This window comes from Candidatus Blochmannia sp. SNP, from assembly GCF_036549215.1.
Taxonomy (GTDB): Bacteria; Pseudomonadota; Gammaproteobacteria; order Enterobacterales; family Enterobacteriaceae; genus Blochmanniella.
The window spans coordinates 739,098-763,976 of the sequence record NZ_CP144371.1 but is presented as its reverse complement, the minus strand read 5'-3'; the positions used below and the strand labels follow the sequence as shown (position 1 = coordinate 763,976).

The 24,879-nt window shown below is 30.2% G+C and carries 19 protein-coding genes; 14 read left to right on the top strand and 5 right to left on the bottom strand.

The features are described from left to right. Positions 1-49 precede the first annotated feature (49 nt). The 5 genes from lptD to leuA all read right to left on the bottom strand — a co-directional run bounded on the left by lptD (position 50) and on the right by leuA (position 7,655). Positions 50-2,422 carry an LPS assembly protein LptD gene (lptD, locus tag VOI34_RS03230; protein WP_331828420.1) on the bottom strand — a complete coding sequence of 791 codons (2,373 nt, stop codon included), beginning with the start codon at positions 2,420-2,422 and terminating at the stop codon, positions 50-52. 521 nt (positions 2,423-2,943) lie between these two features. Then, complete coding sequence (gene leuD / locus VOI34_RS03225; protein ID WP_331828419.1) at positions 2,944-3,555, bottom strand: 3-isopropylmalate dehydratase small subunit; 612 nt, start codon at positions 3,553-3,555, stop codon at positions 2,944-2,946. 26 nt (positions 3,556-3,581) lie between these two features. Next, complete coding sequence (leuC, locus tag VOI34_RS03220; RefSeq protein ID WP_331828418.1) at positions 3,582-4,976, bottom strand: 3-isopropylmalate dehydratase large subunit; 1,395 nt, start codon at positions 4,974-4,976, stop codon at positions 3,582-3,584. 1 nt (position 4,977) lies between these two features. Further along, positions 4,978-6,078 (bottom strand): 3-isopropylmalate dehydrogenase, encoded by a 1,101-nt coding sequence (leuB, locus tag VOI34_RS03215; protein ID WP_331828417.1) that lies wholly within the window; start codon positions 6,076-6,078, stop codon positions 4,978-4,980. A 23-nt stretch (positions 6,079-6,101) separates the two neighbouring features. Continuing rightward, complete coding sequence (gene leuA, locus VOI34_RS03210; protein WP_331828416.1) at positions 6,102-7,655, bottom strand: 2-isopropylmalate synthase; 1,554 nt, start codon at positions 7,653-7,655, stop codon at positions 6,102-6,104. A 444-nt stretch (positions 7,656-8,099) separates the two neighbouring features. Between leuA and rsmH the strand changes: the two genes are divergently transcribed. The 14 genes from rsmH to lpxC all read left to right on the top strand — a co-directional run bounded on the left by rsmH (position 8,100) and on the right by lpxC (position 24,718). Continuing rightward, the gene (rsmH, locus tag VOI34_RS03205; RefSeq protein WP_331828415.1) at positions 8,100-9,062 is read left to right on the top strand and encodes a 16S rRNA (cytosine(1402)-N(4))-methyltransferase RsmH; all 963 of its coding nucleotides are present in this window, start codon (positions 8,100-8,102) and stop codon (positions 9,060-9,062) included. 2 nt (positions 9,063-9,064) lie between these two features. Then, positions 9,065-9,379 carry a cell division protein FtsL gene (gene ftsL / locus VOI34_RS03200; protein WP_331828414.1) on the top strand — a complete coding sequence of 105 codons (315 nt, stop codon included), beginning with the start codon at positions 9,065-9,067 and terminating at the stop codon, positions 9,377-9,379. An 80-nt stretch (positions 9,380-9,459) separates the two neighbouring features. Beyond that, positions 9,460-11,157 (top strand): peptidoglycan glycosyltransferase FtsI, encoded by a 1,698-nt coding sequence (gene ftsI / locus VOI34_RS03195; protein WP_331828413.1) that lies wholly within the window; start codon positions 9,460-9,462, stop codon positions 11,155-11,157. A 39-nt stretch (positions 11,158-11,196) separates the two neighbouring features. Further along, complete coding sequence (gene murE, locus VOI34_RS03190) at positions 11,197-12,708, top strand: UDP-N-acetylmuramoyl-L-alanyl-D-glutamate--2,6-diaminopimelate ligase (protein WP_331828412.1); 1,512 nt, start codon at positions 11,197-11,199, stop codon at positions 12,706-12,708. Then, on the top strand, positions 12,705-14,078 hold the full coding sequence (gene murF / locus VOI34_RS03185; protein WP_331828411.1) for a UDP-N-acetylmuramoyl-tripeptide--D-alanyl-D-alanine ligase: 1,374 nt from the start codon (positions 12,705-12,707) through the stop codon (positions 14,076-14,078). The genes murE and murF overlap by 4 nt, the downstream gene beginning before the upstream one ends. Further along, positions 14,063-15,148, top strand: coding sequence for a phospho-N-acetylmuramoyl-pentapeptide-transferase (gene mraY / locus VOI34_RS03180; protein WP_331828410.1), 1,086 nt, complete (start codon positions 14,063-14,065; stop codon positions 15,146-15,148). Before murF ends, mraY begins: the two co-directional genes overlap by 16 nt. A gap of 7 nt (positions 15,149-15,155) precedes the next feature. Then, positions 15,156-16,478, top strand: a complete 1,323-nt coding sequence (gene murD / locus VOI34_RS03175; protein WP_331828409.1) for a UDP-N-acetylmuramoyl-L-alanine--D-glutamate ligase — start codon at positions 15,156-15,158, stop codon at positions 16,476-16,478. Next, entirely contained in the window at positions 16,478-17,674 is a 1,197-nt protein-coding gene (gene ftsW, locus VOI34_RS03170) for a cell division protein FtsW (protein WP_331828408.1), read from the top strand. Before murD ends, ftsW begins: the two co-directional genes overlap by 1 nt. Further along, the gene (gene murG, locus VOI34_RS03165) at positions 17,671-18,738 is read left to right on the top strand and encodes an undecaprenyldiphospho-muramoylpentapeptide beta-N-acetylglucosaminyltransferase (protein ID WP_331828407.1); all 1,068 of its coding nucleotides are present in this window, start codon (positions 17,671-17,673) and stop codon (positions 18,736-18,738) included. Before ftsW ends, murG begins: the two co-directional genes overlap by 4 nt. 52 nt (positions 18,739-18,790) lie before the next feature. After that, complete coding sequence (gene murC / locus VOI34_RS03160; protein WP_331828406.1) at positions 18,791-20,236, top strand: UDP-N-acetylmuramate--L-alanine ligase; 1,446 nt, start codon at positions 18,791-18,793, stop codon at positions 20,234-20,236. Between the two features lie 131 nt (positions 20,237-20,367). Then, positions 20,368-21,180 (top strand): cell division protein FtsQ/DivIB, encoded by an 813-nt coding sequence (locus VOI34_RS03155; protein ID WP_331828405.1) that lies wholly within the window; start codon positions 20,368-20,370, stop codon positions 21,178-21,180. 29 nt (positions 21,181-21,209) lie between these two features. Then, complete coding sequence (ftsA, locus tag VOI34_RS03150; protein WP_331828404.1) at positions 21,210-22,466, top strand: cell division protein FtsA; 1,257 nt, start codon at positions 21,210-21,212, stop codon at positions 22,464-22,466. 78 nt (positions 22,467-22,544) lie between these two features. Next, positions 22,545-23,723: a cell division protein FtsZ gene (ftsZ, locus tag VOI34_RS03145; protein ID WP_331828403.1), complete on the top strand. Its 1,179-nt coding sequence runs from the start codon at positions 22,545-22,547 to the stop codon at positions 23,721-23,723. A gap of 101 nt (positions 23,724-23,824) precedes the next feature. Next, positions 23,825-24,718, top strand: coding sequence for a UDP-3-O-acyl-N-acetylglucosamine deacetylase (gene lpxC, locus VOI34_RS03140; RefSeq protein WP_331828402.1), 894 nt, complete (start codon positions 23,825-23,827; stop codon positions 24,716-24,718). The last annotated feature ends 161 nt before the right edge of the window (positions 24,719-24,879 follow it).

The window sequence follows — 24,879 nt, the reverse complement described above, 5'->3', positions numbered from 1 at the left end:
ATATTGTGTGAGTATAAATTCCAAATCCTTTATGAAGGTATATATAAAATTAGGAGATATGTTGATACGGTAAAATACTAATATTTAACATCTTATGTAGATGTTGTTTAAAATCTGATGTAGAATTGTACAATTTAATATCTAATCGTATTTTACTATCATATGTATGATGATTCGATTGATTGATCCAATCAATAATTTTTCGTTCATAAGATATATTAATTCCCCAACATGGGGTATGATATTGTATTCCTATTGTTTGATCAATAAATTGATTAGTTTTTATATTATGGTAATGTGAGCAACTTATTTTCCAATTATTAAATAATGGATAGCAAGTGAGAATACCTAATTGAGCAATCGTTTTATAGTAAGTTGATTCGTTAATTTTTGGTAATATTTTTTCAAGATATTTTTCGTTGACATATCGATAATGTGTTTGTAGCACTTGATTATTTTTTCCTGTGTACTCCAATATTATAGTTCCAAAAGATAAGGTATGGTGCAGAAAATCATACTGTATTTCAGTGCTTGTATTCCAATAATTATTAATATTCCAACGACTTGTTCCTGAAAATAACTTGATATTGGGAATATGATATCTATATTTAGTTATTTTTGGATATTTAGTATTAAATTGTGTAAAATTCAAGATTTGTCCTATAGACGCGCAAAAAAATTCATTTTTTTTCTTAAAACACCGTATCGTGATATCTCCTGTAATTTGATTAGCAGGTAAAATACGATCCAACCCACTGCAGATAGAATCATGAAATAAATTTTTGTGATCTATATGAATCATATTAGTATCATATATACCAATGTTGTCTTGAAAACGATACGGTATATATAAATATTGAAATTGTGGCTCTAAGAAACTTTTATATTTTTTAGAAACATATGTTTTTTTTTTAAGAATCATTTTTCCATTGATTTTAAATTGTGGAATAAGGCGATTGACTGTATTTTGCAAAAAATAATCCATGCGCTGTGTTTTGTTATAGTAATTAATATTTTTTTGTCGGTAATGTGTCATTCTCAATTTTGCTTCAGTATTAAAACTGCCCCAGCAATTATTTATTGGCCAACTTAAAGTTGGTTCTGTATGTATTCTGATTGTTTTTGGAAAATTATAATTTACAGGTATAAATTGAGTTAATTGACTAAATAATTTAAAATTAAACGGTTGTTTTTTGATATTATTATAATAGGTATTTAATTCTAATTGAGGAGTTGCATTATAGTTATAATAACTTTGGATCGTCGTTGTTTTAATATTTGTAATACCAAAGTAAACAAAACTAGTATTCCAATTTTTATCGCTGTAATTACATAAAATTTTTTGATTCATATAGTCGTTATTAGAATATATATATACTGGTACATTAGTATTATCAATATAATTATTAAAATCTGCAGTAGTTAAAGTATAATCAGAATAAAAATGCCATTTTTTATTCATGATACCATTGTGTTTCCAATATAGTTGCCAATTACTACTGAAATAATTATTATCAAATTTTTTATTATGTATTTTCTGATTTTCTATGATATCTAAAATTAATAATCCAGTTCCTGGTTTAATTGAATAACGTATTTCTGTTTCTAATTTTGCTCCTAAGTTAGATGTGTAACATGGAGCAATACTTCCTGAATAATGTTTTGAAAAATTAATAATAGGACAAGGTATTTTAAATCCTAACCCTTGTTTATTACTGTATTTAACACTAGGTATATAGTATCCTAAAATATTATTTTGTCGTAAAGGTAATGATAAATAAGGGGTATAAAATATTGGTATTTTTTTTATTTTAAGGCATGCATTCCAAATATCTATATTACGTTTATGATGATCATATATCATTTCTGATCCTGTAATATTCCAATAATTATCATTTAGAATACAAGAAGTACACTTTCCTTGTTTAATGATAGTATAACGATTTTTACCTCGTTGCATAATAGAATTTGCCACACCATAAATATGCGGTTCTAATAAATAATATGTGGCTTTATGAATGTCTATGTTTTTATTATAAAAATTCATCCAAGCATGAGTTCCTGTTAGCATAATGTAATTACTATTATACTTTACATGACCATAAGCATATAAAGCATTATATAATAATTCATTTTTTTTATTGTGTGATATTATTAATTTATCAGACATTAAAATATGGTTATCTTGTTTAATACTAACATGTCCAGAAAATTGAATTTTTTTAGGATAATAGATATCTAATTCGTCAGATTGCACATAGATAGGCTGATCAACATAAAAAGAATTGCTGATCATAGGAATGTGTATACAATCAGACGCACAGGCTAAAAAATAAAATTGAGTATAGAATATAAAAAAAATTAAACTAAAGAAATTTTTTTTAAAAAACCTAATTCTATCGATCAAACTATTTTGATGCATATTTTATCAAAAAGACGAAATTTTTGATTGAGCTAAAAATAATATATAATATTTAACTATTAGATACGCACTTCGTATTAATTAAATAATGTTATTGAAATATTTTATTATAGCTTTGACAAGTAATACGTGTTTGTGTATAAGAATTCTTAAATTTGAAAATATAACTTTTATTTATATACCCCAATATTACTTTTATGTTTCTTATTTAATAGAGATGTGTTATTTTTCTCATATATAAAAAGATACTAACATGTGTCTATTGGAATAACACGAAATTATAGTAGTTATTTTGTTTAAATTTTTTGATTATGTGGGTTAAATAATATTCCTTCAATTGTGTTTATTTTCAATAATTGATCTATCATACCTATATATTCAGATAAATTGATTGTTAATTAGATAATATAAAATAAATTATTACAATAATCGAAAATTATATATTTTAGATGGTTTTAATATTTATTTTCATTTTAATTTATATAAAAAATACTATAATATATTATATTTTGTTAAGGTGTTTATTTTAAATAGGATGGCTGATTGTCTTCATATTTCTTAATAGCAGCATTATATTGTAAAGTTAAATTAATATCGTCTATATTATTAAGCATACAATTTCTATAAAAATCATTTATTTTAAATAAATATTTTTTTTTGTTATCATATGTATAAATAATTTGTTCATATAAATTTATAGTCAAGGACATACCTTGTTTTCGTATTGAAATTTCTTTAAATAAATCGTTTACCTGCACTTCTGATAAAGTTATAAGTAATAAGCGGTTGTTAAAACTATTTTTATGAAAGATATCTGCAAAACTTGGTGCTATGACAACTTTGAATCCATAATCTATCAGTGCCCATACTGCATGTTCACGAGATGACCCACATCCAAAATTTCTTTGACTTAGTAAAATGCTAGCATTTTTATAACATGGTTTATTTAATATAAAATTTGGATTCAAAATTTTAGGTGTATTTTCAAGAAAGCGCCAATTAAAGAATAAATATAATCCAAAATTAACACGAGTAATAGTTTGTAAAAATTGTTTTGGGATTATGTTATCAGTGTCGACATCAGCAATGTCAAGCGGTAAAACTATCCCGGTATGCTGAATAAACTGAGACATGTATATACATCCTTATATTATTGGTTTTATTTTCGGATATCTACAAAATGCCCGGCAATGGCAGCGGCCGCTGCCATTGCCGGGCTTACTAAATGAGTACGACTCCCATGACCTTGCCGACCTTCAAAATTACGGTTACTAGTAGAAGCGCAACGCTCGCCTATATTAAGTTTATCATTATTCATAGCTAAACACATAGAGCAACCAGGTAACCGCCACTCAAATCCTGCTTGTATAAAGATCTTATCTAATCCTTCTTCTTCCGCCTGTTTTTTCACTAATTTAGATCCAGGTACTACTATTGCTTGTGTACTATCAGAAATGCGACGTCCCTTAATGATTTGTGCTGCTGCACGCAAATCTTCAATACGTGAGTTAGTACATGATCCTATAAATACTTTATCAATAGAAATATCCGTTAAATAAGTATTAGGTTGGAGTTTCATATAAGCTAAAGCTCGTTCAGCAGAATTACGTTCTATAGGATCTATAAAAGATTCTAAAGATGGAATCGGTTGATCAATAGAGATTACTTGACTAGGCTTAGTTCCCCAAGTTATTTGCGGTTTAACATTAGATACATCAAAATTAAATGTTTTGTCAAAATGGGCATCATGATCGGAATATAATGTTTTCCAATATAATAATGCTTGTTCCCAGTTTTTTCCGGTTGGCGAGAATTCACGATTTTTTAAATAATCATAAGTAGTTTTATCTGGCGCTATTAAAGCAGAAGTTGCGCCCATTTCAATGGCCATATTGCAAAGAGTCATACGTTCTTCCATAGTTAAACAATCAATAACAGACCCACAAAATTCTACTACATGACCAGATCCTCCTCCATGCCCAATTTTTCCAATGATTGCTAAAATTATATCTTTAGCTGTAATCTGAGGAGCAATAACACCCAATAAGTTCACTCGCATAGATTTGTATCGAATTTGTTTTAAAGTTTGTGTTGCTAACACATGTTCTATCTCTGAAGTTCCTATTCCAAATGCTAAAGCACCAAAAGCTCCATGAGTAGCAGTATGAGAATCTCCACATACAATAGTCATACCAGGTAATGTCATTCCTTGCTCTGGAGCTAATACATGAACTATTCCTTGATAAGGATGATCCAAATCAAATAATTTGATTCCAAAATCTTTGCAATTTTTCGTCAATCTATCTAGTTGTGCTTTAGCCATGTTTCCAGAAATATTGATATTTTTTGTTGTAGTAGGAACATTATGATCCATAGTAGCAAATGTTTTATTGGGTTGTCTAACTATACGTTTTTTTAAACGCAGTGCTTCAAAAGCTTGTGGAGATGTAACTTCATGTAACAAATGTCGATCAATATATAATATTGGAACGTCATCTTTATTTTCATATACAATATGCATATCATATAGTTTTTGGTATAAGGATTTTCCCATATTATTTTTCTCTTTTATTTTGAATTAAAGAAGCTATGATATCGCCCATTGCATTAGTGCTTATGCTTTTGTCGTATTCTGATGCTATATCAAACGTTCGATATCCCAACGTTAACGCTTGAGAAACTGCTTTTTCGATTGCAATTGCAATATGATTTAATTTTAAACTATATCTAAATAACAATGCAGTAGAAAGAATATGTGCAATAGGATTAGCAATATTTTTACCTGCAATATCTGGAGCAGATCCTCCAGCAGGTTCATACAAACCAAAGTTACACTCATTAATACTAGCAGAAGGTAGTGTACCAATCGATCCACTTATCATGGCACATTCATCAGATAAGATATCGCCAAATAAATTTGAACATAAAATAATATCAAACCTAGATGGATTTTTGATTAATTGCATACTAGCGTTATCGACATATAAATGTTCCAATTCAACATCTGGATAATTTTTTGCAATCTGTGATACCACTTCTCTCCATAACATAGAAGTATGAAGTACATTAGCTTTATCTATAGAAGACACATGTTTACGTCTCATTTGAGCCAATTTAAAAGCAATATTAGCAATGCGTTCTATTTCAAATCGATGATAAATGGTAGTATCAAAAGCATATTCATGCGAACCTTCGCCTGAACGTCCTTGTGGTTTGCTAAAATAAATACCTCCAATTAATTCACGTACACATATAATATCGATTCCATCTGGAATTATTTTTATATTTAAAGGAGATAACTCCTTTAATGTAGCAGAAAGATATATAGGTCTTAAATTAGCAAATAAATTAAAATGCTTTCGTAAAGCTAATAAGGCACCTTGCTCTGGTCCATTTGATCCTTTTAAATGTGCCCACTGCGGTCCTCCCACTGCTCCGAGCAGTATTGCATCTGATTGTTCACAATGTTTTAAAGTGCTATTAGGCAAAGGAGTGCCTTCATTATTAATTGCATCTCCTCCTACCTTATGTTCTGTAGTAATAATATTGACTTGAAATTTTTTCCTTATTACATCTAAAACCTTATACGCTTGTTTTGTAATTTCTGGTCCAATACCATCCCCTGGTAATATTGCAATTCGATAATTAATATTCATAAATATTTAAGATTTTAAAATTATTAATGACTATCTTTTTGTAAGTATTTTCGTTGAATTATTACTTGTTTTGCACGCCAAATGTTATTTAAAACATGGATCATAGCTTTAACTGAAGATTCTATTACATCTGTATCTAATCCAACTCCATGAAAATTACGACCTTCATACGATACAACAATATCTACTTGCCCTAATGCATTACGACCGTGCCCTTTTGCGTTAAGTTGATATTTCTCTAAATTTATAGATAATTTTGTAATACACGTTAATGCCTCATAAATCGCATCTATCGGTCCATTCCCAGTTGCTGAATAAGCGCATATGTTTTTCCCACAATATAATTTTACTAAAGCGGTAGCAATGCCAGAAGAACTAGAATGTACATCAAAACACTTTAATCTAAAAAATTCTGATTGTTCTTGTTGATTATTAATAAATGCTAAAGCTTCTAGATCATAATCAAACACTTGTCCTTTCTTATCTGCCAATTCTAAGAAAACATCATATAACTTATCCATGTCATAATCACTTTCTTGATAACCCATTGCCTGCATATGATATTTTACCGCCGCCCTCCCAGATCGAGATGTAAGATTTAATTTAACATCTTTTAAACCAATACTTTCTGGAGTCATGATTTCATAATTTCTTCTATTTTTTAATATACCATCCTGATGAATACCTGAAGAATGAGCAAAAGCATTTGACCCAACTATTGCTTTATTGGCTGGAATAGGCATATTGCATAATTGACTAATTACTTGACTAGTCCTATAAATTTCTTGACAATGAATATTAGTGTGTACATTTAATAAATCCTCTCTCACTTTAATGGCCATAATTACTTCTTCTAGTGCAGTATTTCCTGCTCGTTCACCAATACCATTTATAGTACCTTCAATTTGCCGAGCTCCTGCTTGTATGGCTGAAATGGCATTACCTACTGCCATGCCTAAATCATCATGGCAATGTACTGAAATAATAGCTTTGTCAATGGTAGGAACACGATTATATAGAGAAGCGATAATTTGACCAAAGTGATATGGAGTTGTATAACCTACTGTATCAGGAATATTAATTGTACTTGCTCCAGATTGAATAGCAATTTCCACAATACGACACAAATTATCTATAGTAGTACGTCCAGCATCTTCGCAAGAAAATTCTATATCATCAGTGTATTTTCTTGCATAATGTATTGCATGAATGGTCATTTCTATAATTTGATCAAAATTTTTATTCAATTTAGATTGAATATGCACAGCTGAGGTGGGCAAAAATATATGAATACGAAAGTTTTTGGCAACTCTTAATGCTTCTGCTGCAATGTCAATATCTTTGTCAACACATCTAGCTAAGGCACATACTAAACTATTTTTTATTTGTTTAGCTATTGTACGTACTGATTCAAAATCTCCCGGAGAAGATATTGGGAATCCAACCTCCATAATATCTACCCCTAGTCGTTCTAAAGCAAAAGCAATTTGTAACTTCTCCTTTACATTCAAACTCGCCTGTAAAGATTGTTCCCCGTCTCGTAAAGTTGTATCAAAAATAATGACTTGTTGACTCATAGATTATCCATGTCTCATGAATGTTAAAAACAAATATATGCATAATATTTTATAATCATATATACACTATAACTAACAATATCAGATTCAAATAATAATTTATTACATTAAACTTATTTTAAGTCTATTGAATATTACTTGTCAACTACTAATACGACAGAAATAGGGTATTATAATAGTAATATTATAGTATTTTAGAGCTAATTTTTGTATTATTTTACTTATAATGATGATGTATTTTGCATATTTTTAAAATAAAAATAAGTGTATTTTAATACTTCAGATATAGGTATCAGAATATATTACAATTATTAAATATTTTTATAGACACTAAGTATAATGAAGCATAGAATGTTGCATAATTAATAATTTTTATCATAATCAGATGCTTTATATTTATAAAATTTAAGTATACATATGTGACGTGTTTATATTTTGATCATTATGTGCATATTTCATATTAACTATGACCATAAAAGTGTATTGTTGGAAGAAGCGATACAAGCATTAAATATTAATTCAACAGGAGTATATGTTGATGGAACATTTGGTTCAGGAGGGCATTCTAAGTTAATTTTATCTAAATTAACTAAACAAGGACGTTTATTAGCAGTTGATAGAGATTTATCAGCCATAAAAATTGGGAAAATAATAGCTGAGCAAGACAGTAGGTTTACAATAATACACAGTACATTTTCCAAAATACATAAACATATTGAAAATATGAGGCTTACTGGATCGGTAGATGGCATTCTGTTGGACCTAGGGGTGAGCACGCTTCAATTGAATGATGACAACAGAGGGTTCTCATTCATGAGAGACGGTCCTTTAGATATGCGTATGGATGTTAGTAGTGGACAATCTGCTGCTGAGTGGTTATCAAAAGCTTCGTTGGAAGACATTGTTTGGGTGTTGAAAACTTTCGGAGAAGAAAGATTCGCTAAAATTATTGCTAAAGTTATTATATCTACAAGACGATATAAACCTATTGTACGTTCCATTATTTTATCTAAATTAATATGTGATATCGTTCCATATCGCAACGTGTATAAGCATCCTGCAACTAAAAGTTTTTTAGCAATTAGGATGTATATTAATAATGAATTGGAAGAAATAGCACAGGTATTAGAAGATTCGTTAGGGATGCTATCTACACGAGGAAGATTAGTAGTAATTAGTTTTAATTCTTTGGAGGATCGCTTAGTAAAGTACTTTATTCGTGATCATAGTTGTGTTGTGTCTATACCTCCTAAAATTCCATTAACAGATTACCAAATATTTAGTCAATATAAAAGTAAATATAAACTAAAAGATATGGGAAAATTAATGCCCTCAAAAAAAGAAATTGAAAGAAATACATGTGCTCGCAGCGCGAGATTACGTTATGCTGAAAAATTAATGATTTAAATATGATGAAAAAAAGGCAATATAACCTTGTTAATATTATTTATAATGATCTATTTTTTTATGGTAAACAGCAATTATTTTTATTGTTGTTAGTGTTAACTTCGGCAATGTTAGTAATTTTAGTAACTTATAATACTAGATCAATGATTATGGATCGAGAAAAAATTTTTTTGGAAAAAGATGCTTTAGATACTGAATGGAGAAATTTGATCCTTGAAGAAAAAATATTATCTGACCATAGTCGTATTGAATGTATTGCTATAAATGAACTACAAATGCATTATGTAGATCCAACACAAAATAATATGTTCAACTGACTTAATGAAATGTATGTTGATATATAAAAATTATTTATTAAATGTTATAGATCATCATACGATGATCTAATATATGTTATATGAAGTTTAAACCTTATAATTTCCAAATAATTTTAAGCAGTAAACGTTTTAACTTATTATACAGTTGTATTTTTTTTATATTAATTATTTTACTATTAAGATTAACTTATTTACAAATTATTTATTCTAATAAGTTAATTAATGAAGGCAACATGCGTTCATTACGTGTGCAACGTATCTCATTCACTCGAGGTATTATTACTGATAGAATGGGCCAATTACTAGCAATTAGTATACCGGCTGACTCTGTTTGGGTAGATCCTCATAAAATTAATAGGAATGGTGGCATCTCTTCTGATATCCGTCGTTGGACAGCGTTATCTAAAATATTAGATATATCATTGGATAAATTATCATCTCTTATTAGTAATCATACTACAGGACGTTTTATTTATTTGGCGCGACAAATAAATCCTTCTGTTTCTCAGTGTATTAGTCAACTTAGATTACCGGGGGTATATTTACAACAAGAATCAAAACGATATTATCCTGCCGGGCGTACAACTGCTCATTTAATAGGAGTAACAGATATAGATAGTCAAGGTATCGAAGGTATAGAAAAAAGCTTTAATACTTGGTTATCTGGTCAACCTGGAACAAAAGTAATACGAAAAGATAGATTTGGTAGAACAATTGAAGAAACTACTGTAGAAGATGGTCGAGCTTCTCAAAATATTGTTTTAAGTATCGATGAACGTCTGCAACACTTAGCATATCATGAATTAAATAATGCTATACATATAAATAAAGCCGAGTCTGGTAGCATAGTTTTAATAGATATTAGTACCGGGGAAATTTTGGCTATGACAAATAGTCCATCATATAATCCAAATAATTTATCTATTACTAATAGATCCGTTATGCGTAATCGCGCTATTACTGATGCATTTGAGCCAGGTTCAACAGTAAAACCCATTGTAATTATGGCTGCATTAAAACACAACATAATAACAACAGGTACTATTATTAATACATCTCCTTATATGATTGATGGATATCAGATCAAGGATGTAATATATCGTGATAAATTAACTATTAGAGAAATATTACAAAAATCTAGTAATGTTGGCGTTTCTAAATTAGCATTATCCATGCCTGCAACGGCCTTAGTAAATACATATTTAAATTTTGGGATGGGTAAGATGACCAATATAGGATTAATAGGAGAAAGTAGCGGGATATACCCATACGATAAATGTTGGTCAGATATAGAACGAGCCACATTTTCTTATGGATATGGCTTAATGATTACCCCGTTACAATTGGCTAAAGTTTATGCTACTATTGGTGGAATGGGAGTATCTAAACCACTTTCTATCATACGAGTTGATTCTCCTTTGACATTAGTAGGGCATCGAGTTTTTCCAAGATCGTTAGTACGTGCCGTTTTAGATATGATGGAAACTATATCATTACCACTAGGTAGTAATCATCAGGAAACGATTAAAGGATATCGGGTTGCAGTAAAAACTGGTACCATTAAGACAGTAGGATCACATGGAAAATATATTAACAAGTATATTGCATGTGCTGCTGGAGTAGCTCCAGCGAGTAATCCTAGATTTGCTTTAGCAGTAGTTATAAATGATCCCAAAAATGGCCACTATTATGGAAGTATGGTATCTGCGCCAGTGTTTCGTACAGTTATGAGTAATACATTAAAAATAATGAACATTGCACCAGATTTTTTACAGTAATTTGAAAGAAATACTATAATCTTTTTAATAAAAAATTATATGCATAAATTACATAATTTATATAAATTTCTTATACCATATGTTTCTAACAATTCTGATAGCCCCATATTAACAGGAATACAATTGGATAGTCGTGATGTTGTACTAGGAAATTTGTTTGTGGCGGTCAAAGGTTGTAGGACTGACGGAAGATTATATATTAATTGTGCAATTAAAAAAGGAGCTACAGCAGTTTTGTTGGACTCTTGGAATAATACAACAATATATAAAAAATATAGTCATAATAAAAATGAAATACCTGTAATTTATGTAAATCATTTATCACAACATTTATCTGATATAGCAGGAATCTTTTATAATCATCCATCGCGTTTTTTGAACTTAATTGGTGTAACTGGTACCAACGGGAAAACTACTGTTACACATTTATTAGCTAATTGGGTTCAATTATTAGGAGAAAAAAGTGCTGTGATGGGTACGTTAGGTAACGGGGTATTAGATAGTGTCTCTTTATCCGACAATACAACTTGTTCTGCCATTGATACTCAAAAGATATTAGCTCAATTTATTCAAGATAAGATCGTATTTGTTGCTATGGAGATATCATCACATGGATTATCTCAATATCGTGTAGATGCTTTATATTTTAAAGTTGCTGTATTTACTAATTTAAGTCATGATCATTTAGATTATCATGGTAACATGGAACAATATTCAATGTCTAAATGGCGATTATTTAACGAATTACATGTAGAGAAATATGTTATCAATGCTGATGATTTTATTGGGTATCAATGGTTATATTATTTGCCACAAGCGGTTGCAGTAACCATAACAGGAAATTTACCTTTTTTTTGGAAAGGTAAATGGATATCTGTGATTAAAGTTAATTATTATTTGCGTTACACAGACATTATTTTTGATTCAAGTTGGGGAAGTGGGATAATTCATAGTCAATTATTAGGAGAATTTAATGTTAATAATTTATTATTGGCTTTAGGTACACTATTGGTATTGGGATATCCTTTGTCGTTATTAGTACATACATCATTTCAATTACGACCTATAGTTGGTAGGATGGAAGTATTTCGTTCCCATGGACATCCTACAGTTATCGTAGATTATGCACATACTCCTGATGCATTAAAAAAAGTACTGATTTCAATTAGGCGGTATTGTTGTGGCCAATTGTGGTGTGTTTTTGGTTGCGGAGGCGATAGAGATCCAAGTAAACGTGCTTTAATGGGTTATGTTGCAAAGCAATTTGCTGATTGCATAATTATTACTAATGATAATCCACGTACTGAAGAACCACAATCAATCATAAATGATATTATGTGTGGTATAGGTGTAGCATATTCAAAAAAAAATATTAAAATTATTAAAAATCGTTATAGTGCGATACGAGCTGTCATCTCCCAAGCGTGTTCAGAGGATATAATATTGATTTCTGGAAAAGGTCATGAAAAATTCCAAATTATAGGAAATAATTGCATATATCATTCTGATCAAGACATAGTAAAAAAAATTTATAAACATAATTTATCATGATTCCATTTAGTCTTCATGAAATAGCACCAATTTTAAATGCAAAACATGTTGGTATAGATTTGATCGTTCATTCAATTACTATTAATTCAAATATTATTTGCAAACAATGTATGTTTGTAGCATTGATAGGTAAACGTTTTGATGGTCATGATTTTGCCGCCCAAGCAATTGCTTCTGGCGCTACAGCATTATTGGTAAATAGTTATATGTTTTTAGATGTTCCTCAATTAATTGTACCTAATACTCGTTATGCTTTATTAATATTAGCACATTGGGTACGTCAACGAGTATCAGCAAAGGTTATTGCTATAACTGGGTCCAGTGGTAAAACATCAGTAAAAGAAATGACCGCATCTATACTAAAGAATTGTGGGCATACAGTAGCAACACAAGGTAACTTTAATAATACAGTTGGAGTTCCAATTACTTTATTACGTTTAACTAAACAAAACAATTTTGCAATTATTGAATTAGGTTCAAATCATCCAGGAGAACTGATACAATTAAGTAAAATAGTTGCTGCTAATTCAGCTTTAGTAAATAATATTTACCCATCACATTTATTAGGGTTTGGGTCATTAACTAAAATAAAAAAAGAGAAAGGGAAAATTTTTTCTGCATTAGATGCACACGGAAAAGGTATTATAAATGCTGATAGCCATGCTTTGTACTTATGGCGTAAAATATTACGGGGAAAATCTATATGGAATTTTTCTTTATGTACTAATGTCGGTGTGGATTTTTCTGCAAGTAATATTATTTCCGAAAAAAACGGAATGCGGTTTTTTTTACATAGTCCATATGGAACCTCTCCAGTATTTCTATCGATGTTAGGCAAGCATAATGTATCTAATGCTTTAGCCGCTAGCGCTCTTGCATTTTCTGTAGGCGCAGGATTATCAGAAGTGGTTACTGGATTAGAAAATATAAAACCGTTGCCTGGTAGGTTATTTCCAATTATTTTAGGTGAAGGTAAGTTATTATTAGATGATACTTACAATTCTAATGTTGGTTCTATGATATCTGCGATTCATGTATTAACCACAATGCCAGGTTATCGCATATTGGTAGTTAGCGATATGTCAGAGTTAGGGAAATATAAAGAAATCAAATATCATTCTTATATTGGGAAATTGATCGCAACAACAAATATAAATAAAATTCTTACTATAGGCAGCGCCAGTTATTTTATTTCCAAAATGTGCAGGAAAGGAAAACATTTTAGAAATAAACGTAAGTTAATTATTTATATTAAACAAATGTTATCTAGCTATACATCAATTAGTGTGTTAGTAAAAGGATCTCGTGTTTTTAAAATGGAGAAAATAATAAATGCTATCAAGGATGAAAAAAAATGTTATTTTGGTTGATAAAAGATATATCAGTATTATACTCATTTAATTTTAATATTATTTGTCATTTAACTTTTAGGGTTATTGCTAGTTTGTTGTCAGCATTATTTATTTCTTTAGGGATAAGTTCTTATATAATTAAACGATTTCATAATTTACGTTTTTTTCAAATAGTACGTGAGAATGGACCAGAAGCGCATATTCAAAAACAAGGTACACCTACTATGGGTGGAATTATAATACTTCTGTCTATTTTTATAGTAATAATAATGTGGGCTGATCTATCTAATTTATATGTATGGTATGTATCATTTATATTAATAACATATGGGATATTAGGATTAATTGATGATCTTTTAAAAATAAAAAGGAAAAGTACTGCTGGTTTAAGCGCATTGCACAAATATTTTTGGCAATCATTAATTGCATTAACATTGATTATTACTATGTTTGCGTTAGACCACAACATTGTATCTACACAATTAGTAGTGCCATTTTGTAAAAATTTTATGCCACAATTAGGTGTTTGGTATATTGTATTAGCATACTTTGTCGTTGTTGGAACAAGTAATGCAGTTAATTTATCTGATGGATTAGATGGATTAGCTATCATGCCTATAATATTAATTACGGCTGGATTAGCTGTAATTGCATCTATAACTAGTGATATATACTTTTCGCATTGTTTACATATTCCTTACCTTGCTCTTTCTGGAGAATTAATAATTGTATGCGCTGCCATTATCGGATCTGGTATTGGATTTTTGTGGTTTAATACTTATCCAGCTCAAATATTTATGGGTGATGTGGGTTCTTTGTCACTTGGAGGTACGCTGGGGATAATTTCAGTATTGTTACATCAAGAGTGTTTATTATTAATTATGGGTGGTGTATTTGTAATAGAAACTATATCTGTGATCTTACAAATAAGTTATTTCAAATTATTTGGAAAACGAATATTTAAAATGACACCAATTCATCATCATTTTGAATTAAAAGGTTGTCCAGAACCTCGGCTTATAGTGCGATTTTGGATCATATCGTTAATATTGGTTTTATTTGGATTAATTACTTTGAAGATACGGTAATAAAGATATGAGTAATTATCGAGGATCACAAGTTGTGATTATCGGTTTAGGAGTTACAGGTTTATCTTGCGTTAATTTTTTTCTATCTCGCGGTGTAATACCAAAAGTAATAGATACTCGTACGCATCCTCCAGGAATAAATCAATTACCACATATTGTAAAGTGTTATTTGGGTACATTTAACGATATGTGGTTGTTAAGTGCTACGTTAATCGTAGTTAGTCCAGGAGTACGATTAGATCATCCTATTTTAATTGAAGCGTTAAAATCTGGGATAGAGATTATTGGTGATATTGAATTATTTGCTCGAGAAGTAACTGCTCCGATAATAGCTATTACTGGATCTAACGGAAAAAGTACGGTAACTCAATTAGTTTATAGGATAGCTAAGAGCGTTGGTTGGTGTGTTGGTGTTGCAGGAAACATAGGTGTACCTGTTCTGAGTTTATTAAATAAATCATATCAATTGTATATATTGGAGATTTCAAGTTTTCAATTAGATACTACTTATAGTTTACGCGCAAAAGCTGCGATAATTTTAAATATTAGCGAAGATCACATGGATCGTTATCCTGGTGGATTAAGACAATATTATCTTTCTAAACAAAGGATTTATAAAAACGCTACAGTTTGTGTAATGAATGCTTTAGATCCTTTAACAGTGCCTATATATGATGGTTGTGATTATTGTGTAAGTTTTGGTATAAACGTAGAGTCTGCAGACTATCATCTGAAATATTATAAAGGACATAATTGGATAATCGCGTACAACGAATACGTGTTCAATTGTTCCTCAATGAAAATTAATAGTCGCATTAACTATACAAACGCGTTATCTGCTTTAGCATTATCAGATATTGTCAATATTCCTCGTTCTATTTCCTTAAAGGTATTGTGCCAATTTTCTGGATTAACGCATCGTTGTCAATTAATTTATAAAAATCATGGAGTTAGTTGGATTAATGATTCTAAAGCTACTAATGTTAGTGCAACCATAGAAGCGATTAATAACTTAAGATTATCTGGAAAACTACATTTGATGCTAGGAGGCGATAGTAAATTAGCTGATTTTTCTGCGTTGAAACATTTAATTAAACAATATGAAATACATCTTTATTGTTTCGGAAAAGATGGATTATTATTAACAAAACTAGGTTTTGATAATGTTATTCTCACAAATACAATGATACAAGCAATGCGAATCATCAGTCGTCGTACAAAAGAAAAAGACATAGTTTTGTTATCTCCAGCTTGCTCTAGCTTAGATCAATTTAAATCATTTGCAACACGTGGATTTATGTTTGCCTATTTTGCACGAGAGTTTGGATAATGAAAGTATTAAAAGAAAAAATTCCTAATCAGTTATCGAAATCACATAAAAATAAATCATCGCATATTGATGCGTTATATGATCGTTTGTTTTTTTGGTTTGTATTAGGATTAATTTGTATTGGTTTTATTATCATTAGTTCAGGATCGATTCCTATTGGAATACGATTAATGAATGATCCATGCTATTTCATAAAGCGTGTAGTTATTTACTATATTATAACACTCTTATTATCTGTAGTTGTTTTAAAAATGCCCATAATAATTTGGCAGAATTATAGTTTTGGAATGCTATTATATAGTTATATAGCGTTGACAGCGGCATTGATATTAAATAATTCTACTAATGGAGCATCGCGTTGGATAATGTTAGGTTCGCTATGCATTCAACCTTCAGAATTATCAAAGTTATTTTTTATTTGTTATCTTGCTAATTATTTGACACGTAAATCACAAGAAATATGTGCTAATTTTTGGGATATATCTAAACCCATAGTAATTATGATGCTATTAGCTATATTATTATTAGTGCAACCTGATTTTGGTAGTATTGTTATTCTATTTATTACTACTTTATCTATATTATTTCTTTTCGGAGCCAAATTATGGCAGTTAACATTGATTTTTGTGTCTAACATATTTTTAATTGCATTATCGATTATAATTAAACCTTATCGTATACAACGTATGCTTACTTTTTGGGATCCGTGGAAAGATCCATTTGGAAATGGCTATCAATTAACTCAATCATTGATGGCATTTGGTCGTGGAAAATGTTTTGGAGAAGGATTGGGAAATTCTGTACTTAAATTAGAATATCTACCTGAAGCTCATACTGACTTTATTTTTTCTATCCTTGCAGAAGAATTAGGATATTTTGGATCAATTTTAGTATTATTTATGTTGTTTATAATTGTGTTTCGTGCCATGACTATTGGTTATAGCGCTTTGAACATTAATCATAGATTTTCTGGTATTTTGGCTTGTTCTATTAGTATCTGGTTTGGGTCACAAATATTTATTAATATAGGAACTGTTAGCGGGATATTACCCACTAAAGGGTTAACATTACCGTTTATTAGTTATGGAGGATCTAGTTTTTTAGCTACAGTAATAGCAAGTATGCTGTTGTTAAGAATAGATTTTGAAACACGTTTATCTAAAGATCAAGCTTTTTTGAAGAGCATGAAAAAATGAATCAAAAAAAAAGAATTTTGATAGTAGCAGGCGGTAGCGGAGGACATGTATTTCCAGGATTGTCAGTAGCTCATTACTTAATTGACAATGGATATCAAGTTGTTTGGTTGGGTACTTCAGATCGTATTGAAGCTAAACTAGTTCCTAAATATGGCATTGATATTAAATTTATTCATATTAAAAGGTGGCATGGCGAAAAATTGCACATCAAGTGCATAATGCCATTATATATTTGTTTAGCAGTATATCAAGCACGAAAAATTATAAAATATTGGAAACCTGATATAGTCTTAGGCATGGGTGGATATGTCTCTGGACCTAGTGGATTAGCAGCATGGACATGTGGTATTCCGTTAATCATACACGAACAAAATAGAATTATTGGTTTAACTAATCGGTATTTATCGATGTTTGCTGCAAAAGTATTACAAGGATTTCCTAATACCTTTCCTAATGCGAAAATAGTAGGAAACCCAATACGACGAACAATATTAGCTATTCCAAATCCAGTTAAACGATGGGAAGGCCGTGTTGGTCCTATTCGTGTTTTAGTTATTGGAGGAAGTCAAGGGGCTCATATATTAAATAAAATTATTCCAAACATGGCAGAAAAATTATCTAATAAACTGATCATATGGCATCAAGTTGGAGAACAAGATTTTAAAAAAGTAAAATGGGCTTATCAAAAAATAAAACAAAATTATCATAAAATTGTAAAGTTTATTGATGATATAGCTCAAGCATATTCTTGGGCAGATATATTAATTTCTCGTGCTGGCGCATTAACAGTCAGCGAAGTATCGATCGTAGGATTGCCGGCAATATTTGTACCTTTTATACATCATAAAGATCGTCAACAATATTGGAATGCTATGCCTTTAGTACAAGTAGGAGCAGCAAAAATTATTGAACAACAAAACTTTACAAGTGATTATGTTAGTACAGTGTTAGAATCTTGGGATAGAAAAACATTATGCAGTATGGCTCAACGTGCTAGAAATGTGGCCATACCTAATGCAACTCAACAAGTTTCTCAAATAATAATTGAATATCTAAAAAAATAAATATACTAATAATTTAAATTTTTTATATATGTAAAATTTTGAAATATATTGCATGAATCTGCTTAATATACCGTTATTTAAATCAAGAGATATTATGTTAATGATGAGTTATGTCAAAAAAATACATTTTGTTGGCATAGGTGGAACTGGTATGTGTGGCATTGCAGAAGTATTAATGTATGAAGGTTATGATGTTACTGGTTCTGATATTGTACACAATAATATAACACGTCATTTACTTGAAATAGGGGTAAAAATTTATTTCGGCCATAAATATAGTAATATAAATAATGCTAATGTTGTCGTCATATCTGGCGCCATTACCCCAAATAATCCAGAAATTTTAGCTGCTAAACAAGCTCGGATTCCTGTTATTACACGCACAGAAATGTTATCTGAACTCATGAGGTTTAGATATGGGATAGCTGTTTCTGGAACACATGGGAAAACTACTACTACAGCAATGATAGCTAATATTTATACTGAGTCAGGGTTAAATCCAACTTTTATAAACGGCGGTCTAGTAAAATCCGAAGGTGTGCATGCTCGTCTTGGATATGGTCGTTATTTAATCGTAGAAGCAGACGAAAGTGATGGTTCATTTTTACATTTACATCCCATAGTAGAGGTGATTACTAATATTGATACTGATCATATAAATGCATATCAAGGAAATCTTGAATGTCTTAAAAAAGCATTTATTAGTTTTTTACATAATCTACCATTTTATGGACATGCTGTGGTGTGTATTGATGATCCCATAATTTGTGAGATCTTACCTAAGATTAATAGAAAAATTATTACTTATGGTTTTAATAAAAATGCTGATTTACATGTTTTTGATTATCATCAAAATATAGAAAAAAGTAGTTTTACTGTATTGCGTCCAAATAAATCAAAACTAAAAGTAACTTTAAATGCCCCTGGTTGTCATAATGCACTTAACGCTACGGCTGCTATTGCAGTAGCAACTGAAGAAGGAATTAGTGATGAACATATTCTTAAAACTATGTTATATTTCCAAGGAACACAACGACGTTTTGAAAATTTAGGTCATTATTCTTTAAATACAATAAATAGTCAAACAGGAGAATTTATATTAATTGATGATTATGGACACCATCCTGCTGAACTATATGCTACTATTGTAACAGCTCGAATCGGATGGCCTAATAGACGATTAATTATGGTATTTCAACCTCACAGGTACACACGTATAAAAGAATTATATGATGATTTTGTTAATGTACTTTCTAATGTAGATATTCTTTTAATATTAGATGTTTATTCTGCTGGCGAAACTCCTATTTTAGGAGCAGACAGTCAATCTCTGTGTCATACAATTCGTAAATATGGTAAAATCAATCCAATATTTATATCAAATACACAGATGTTATCAGATATACTAGCTCAGTTCTTAAAAAATAACGATTTGCTCTTAATTCAAGGAGCAGGTACAATAAGTGAAATTGTGCGTAAATTAATTATTAAAAAATAATGATATATATATATAAAACTATCATGACAAACAGTATAAAGTAAAAAATATAAGTATGCATAGAATAATAATGAATTTTATGGCAATAAAATTATGAAAAGAAATAAATTACTAAAACACTTCGAACAGTGTTGAACGCACGTAAAAGCACAAAAGTTAAATATAGTTTAAAACTAAGTCCAAATAGATATTATAAATTTCATCATCCATTATTAGATTGGATATTATTATTTATCGCTATAATTGGTGTTGTTTGGATTTTTTATTATGTAAAAACATGGATTTATAATTCTTGTTGTTGTCCTGTGTCTTGTATGATAGTGACTGGGAATCGTTATTATACTACTAACACAGATATTAATCAGATAATAATAAAATTAGGTGTATTAGGCACATTTATCACGCAGGATATTAATATTATTCAAAAAAAAATTGAATGTTTACCATGGATTCAGCAAGTGAGTATAAGGAAACAATGGCCAGATACATTAAAGATTCACATAGTAGAGCATATTCCATTAGCTTATTGGAATAATTTACAAAACATCAGTATAACAGGTACTATTTTTAGTATACCTAAAAAATATAAAAATAATGACACAAAAATTCCGTATTTATATGGGCCAAAAGGCAGCGAAAAAACTGTACTAACTAATTACCACATATTTAATGAAATATTAAAGTCTAATAAATTTCAAATAAAATCCATAAAAATGGATACACGTTATTCATGGCAATTGATTTTACAAGATAATATTCATCTAAAATTAGGTAGAAATAATATAATCGAACGATTATATTATTTCATTAAAATTTATCCTATTCTTCTTCAAGAAATTAACGAAAATAATAAATATATTGATTATATAGATTTACGTTACCGATCAGGATTTGCTGTAAGATGGATTTCTAGCTCGATTACTCCTGTACTTTATAATAAATAAAGAAAAAATAAATAAAGGCAAATACAAACATGATCAAAACTTCAGATAAAAAATTACTAGTAGGATTAGAAATTGGCACAGCTAAAGTTGCTACGATGGTAGGTGAAGTTTTGCCTGATGGAATAATAAATATTATTGGATTAGGATATTGTTCATCGCGTGGCATGGATAAAGGAGGAGTAAATAATTTGGAATCAGTAATAAAATGTGTACAATATTCAATTAATCAAGCAGAATTAATGGCAGGTTGTCAAATTTCATCTGTTTATCTTTCTTTATCTGGAAAACATATTAGCTGTAAAAATGAAATAGGTATGGTACCTATTTCAGAAGAAGAGGTAACGCAATCAGATGTGGATAATGTAGTACATATAGCTAAATCAGTTAAAATACGTGATGAGCATCGAATATTGCACGTTATTCCACAGAATTATGCTATTGATTATCAAGAAGGGATAAAAAATCCAGTTGGATTATCTGGGGTTAGAATGCAAGCTAAAGTCCATTTGATTACTTGCCATAATGATATGGCTAAAAATATTGTCAAAGCAGTAGAACGATGTGGATTACAGGTAGATCAACTGATATTTTCTGGATTGGCATCTAGTTATGCTGTGTTAACAGAAGATGAGCGTGAATTGGGCGTCTGTGTTGTAGATCTTGGTGGTGGCACGATGGATGTGGCAATATATACTGCTGGAGCTTTACGCCATACTAAAGTTATTCCATATGCTGGAAATGTAGTTACTAGTGATATTGCCTATGCTTTTGGAACACCATTGTCTGATGCAGAAATAATTAAGATACGTTATGGTTGTGCTTTAGAATCTCTAATTAGTAAAGGAGAAAATATAGAAGTTCCAAGTGTTGGAGGTAGACCCCCTCGTGTTTTACAACGTCATATGTTAGCGGAAATAATTGAGCCTAGATATATTGAGTTAATGATGTTAATTAATCAAGAAATACTGCAATTACAATCACAACTACGCCAAATTAATATTAAACATCATCTTGCAGCAGGTATTGTATTAACTGGTGGAGCATCTCTTATAGATGGATTGTCAGCTTGTGCGCAAAAAGTATTTCATACACAAGTTCGCATTGCGTCTTCTATAAATACGAGCGGAATAATAGATGATATAAAAAATCCACAGTACTCTACTGTTATTGGATTATTACATTATGGAAAAGAATCTCATTTGAATAATGAGATAAATATAGAAAAAGGAATAACAATTAAAAGTTGGATAAAAAAAATGAATAATTGGTTAAAAAAAGAATTTTAAAAATTTTTATAAATTTAAAATATGCTAAATCCGTTAAAAAATTTATCTCAAAATAACTGAAGTAATATGGAGAAAACTATGTTTGAACCAATGGAATTAACTAGTGACGCAGTAATTAAAGTTGTTGGTATTGGCGGAGGTGGCAGTAATGCGGTTGAGCACATGTTACGTGAACATATTGAAGGTGTGGATTTTTTTGCTGTTAATACTGATGCTCAAGCTTTAAGAAAAATGACAATAGGCCAAACCATCCAAATTGGTAGTTCCATTACTAAAGGGTTAGGGGCAGGCGCTAATCCAGAAATTGGTCGTAACTCTGCAGAAGAAGATCGCGATGTATTGAAAGCCACTATAGAAGGTGCAGATATGGTTTTTATTGCCGCAGGCATGGGCGGAGGAACTGGAACAGGTGCTGCTCCGATAGTAGCCGAAGTAGCTAAAGATTTAGGAATTTTAACTGTAGCCGTAGTTACTAAACCTTTTAATTTTGAAGGGAAAAAACGTATGATGTTCGCTGAACAAGGAATTTCTGAATTATCTAGATATGTAGATTCACTAATAACAATTCCAAACGACAAATTATTGAAGGTTTTAGGACGCGGCATATCATTATTAGATGCATTTAGTGCTGCCAATGATGTATTAAAAGGGGCAGTGCAAGGTATTGCAGAATTAATCACTCGACCAGGCTTAATGAATGTAGATTTTGCAGATGTACGTACAGTAATGTCAGAAATGGGATACGCTATGATGGGAGCTGGAGTAGGATGTGGAGACGATAGAGCAGAAGAAGCATCTGAATTAGCTATTGCTAGTCCTTTATTAGAAGATATTGATTTATCTGGAGCTCGCGGTGTTTTAGTAAATATTACTTCTGGTTTAGATCTACGGTTAGATGAATTTGAAACTGTGGGTAATACTATACGTTCTTTCGCTTCTGATAACGCAACAGTAGTAATAGGTACTGCTTTAGACCCAGATATAAATAATGAATTACGTGTTACTGTGGTTGCAACAGGAATTGGTATTGATAAGCGTTCGGATATTATCCGATCCCGATCCCGATCAAATATTAAAGAAGAAAAAAAAATAACACGAGATAATCATTATCATAATCATTCTTCTCAAAGAGTATCTACATTTTTCAAGGAATCTAGACATACATCATCTGATACAGTTAACCAGCAGAGTACAACCCTTGATAAAGATACAGATTATTTAGATATTCCCGCTTTTCTAAGAAAACAAGAAGACTAAATTAAAGATAATATTAATGAGCAATTATCACAAAAATGAAAATATATGTCTATATAATTTATTGGTATAGTAATAGTATAATAATTGTATGAAATAATATCATGATAAAACAACGAACATTAAAGCGCGTTGTACAAGTTACTGGTGTAGGATTACATACTGGTAAAAAAGTTACATTAACTTTACGTCCTACTGCAGCAAATACTGGTATTATTTATCGTCGTACTGATTTATATCCTCCTGTAGATTTTCAAGTTAATATTAAATCAGTAGGGAGCACTGCATTGTGTACATGTTTGATTAATGAATATGGTGCTCAAATTTTTACTGTAGAACATTTAAGTGCTGCTCAAGCAGGATTGGGTATTGATAATATTATTATAGAACTGAATGCCCCTGAAGTGCCAATAATGGATGGAAGCGCTAATCCTTTTGTATGCTTATTATTAGATGCTGGCATAGAAGAACTTAATAGCGCTAAAAAATTTATCCGATTAAAACAAACCGTACGTGTTGAGGATGGTGATAAATGGGCTGAACTAAGACCATTTGATGGGTTTACACTTGATTTTACTATTGATTTTGATCACCCAGCGATTAATGTTAATACGCAGCATTGTTTTTTTAATTTTTCTTCAGAATCTTTTGTTCATAATATTAGTCGAGCGCGTACTTTTGGCTTTATGCGTGATATTAAAGATTTACAATCTCGTGGATTTGCTTTAGGAGGAAGCTTCAGTTCGGCTATAATAATTGATGATGATCGTGTGCTTAATGAAGATGGATTACGTTTTGACGATGAATTTGTGCGACATAAAATGCTTGATGCCATTGGTGATCTATTTATGTGTGGACACAATCTTATCGGTTCTTTTATTGCTTTCAAATCCGGACATACCCTAAATAATAAATTATTAAAAACTGTTTTATCATGCCAAGAGTCATGGGAAATCGCTACTTTTTCTAAGGCATCTGATCTACCTTTAGTATTTTAGATATCCATTCATATTTTTAAATGTAAAAATGATAATATCATTATAAATTTTAACACGTAAATTTATCTAATTTATTTAAGATAATTCCATTATTATTATTTAATTATTTAAAAAATTTCATTTATTAATACATATGTAGTTATATTACATACTATATACTT

Coding starts and splice junctions, on each gene's coding strand:
- lptD (WP_331828420.1), bottom strand. CDS start 2,422: ATGCATCAAAATAGTTTGATCGATAGAATTAGGTTTTTTAAAAAAAAT.
- leuD (WP_331828419.1), bottom strand. CDS start 3,555: ATGTCTCAGTTTATTCAGCATACCGGGATAGTTTTACCGCTTGACATT.
- leuC (WP_331828418.1), bottom strand. CDS start 4,976: ATGGGAAAATCCTTATACCAAAAACTATATGATATGCATATTGTATAT.
- leuB (WP_331828417.1), bottom strand. CDS start 6,078: ATGAATATTAATTATCGAATTGCAATATTACCAGGGGATGGTATTGGA.
- leuA (WP_331828416.1), bottom strand. CDS start 7,655: ATGAGTCAACAAGTCATTATTTTTGATACAACTTTACGAGACGGGGAA.
- rsmH (WP_331828415.1), top strand. CDS start 8,100: ATGTGCATATTTCATATTAACTATGACCATAAAAGTGTATTGTTGGAA.
- ftsL (WP_331828414.1), top strand. CDS start 9,065: ATGATGAAAAAAAGGCAATATAACCTTGTTAATATTATTTATAATGAT.
- ftsI (WP_331828413.1), top strand. CDS start 9,460: ATGAAGTTTAAACCTTATAATTTCCAAATAATTTTAAGCAGTAAACGT.
- murE (WP_331828412.1), top strand. CDS start 11,197: ATGCATAAATTACATAATTTATATAAATTTCTTATACCATATGTTTCT.
- murF (WP_331828411.1), top strand. CDS start 12,705: ATGATTCCATTTAGTCTTCATGAAATAGCACCAATTTTAAATGCAAAA.
- mraY (WP_331828410.1), top strand. CDS start 14,063: ATGTTATTTTGGTTGATAAAAGATATATCAGTATTATACTCATTTAAT.
- murD (WP_331828409.1), top strand. CDS start 15,156: ATGAGTAATTATCGAGGATCACAAGTTGTGATTATCGGTTTAGGAGTT.
- ftsW (WP_331828408.1), top strand. CDS start 16,478: ATGAAAGTATTAAAAGAAAAAATTCCTAATCAGTTATCGAAATCACAT.
- murG (WP_331828407.1), top strand. CDS start 17,671: ATGAATCAAAAAAAAAGAATTTTGATAGTAGCAGGCGGTAGCGGAGGA.
- murC (WP_331828406.1), top strand. CDS start 18,791: ATGAATCTGCTTAATATACCGTTATTTAAATCAAGAGATATTATGTTA.
- ftsA (WP_331828404.1), top strand. CDS start 21,210: ATGATCAAAACTTCAGATAAAAAATTACTAGTAGGATTAGAAATTGGC.
- ftsZ (WP_331828403.1), top strand. CDS start 22,545: ATGTTTGAACCAATGGAATTAACTAGTGACGCAGTAATTAAAGTTGTT.
- lpxC (WP_331828402.1), top strand. CDS start 23,825: ATGATAAAACAACGAACATTAAAGCGCGTTGTACAAGTTACTGGTGTA.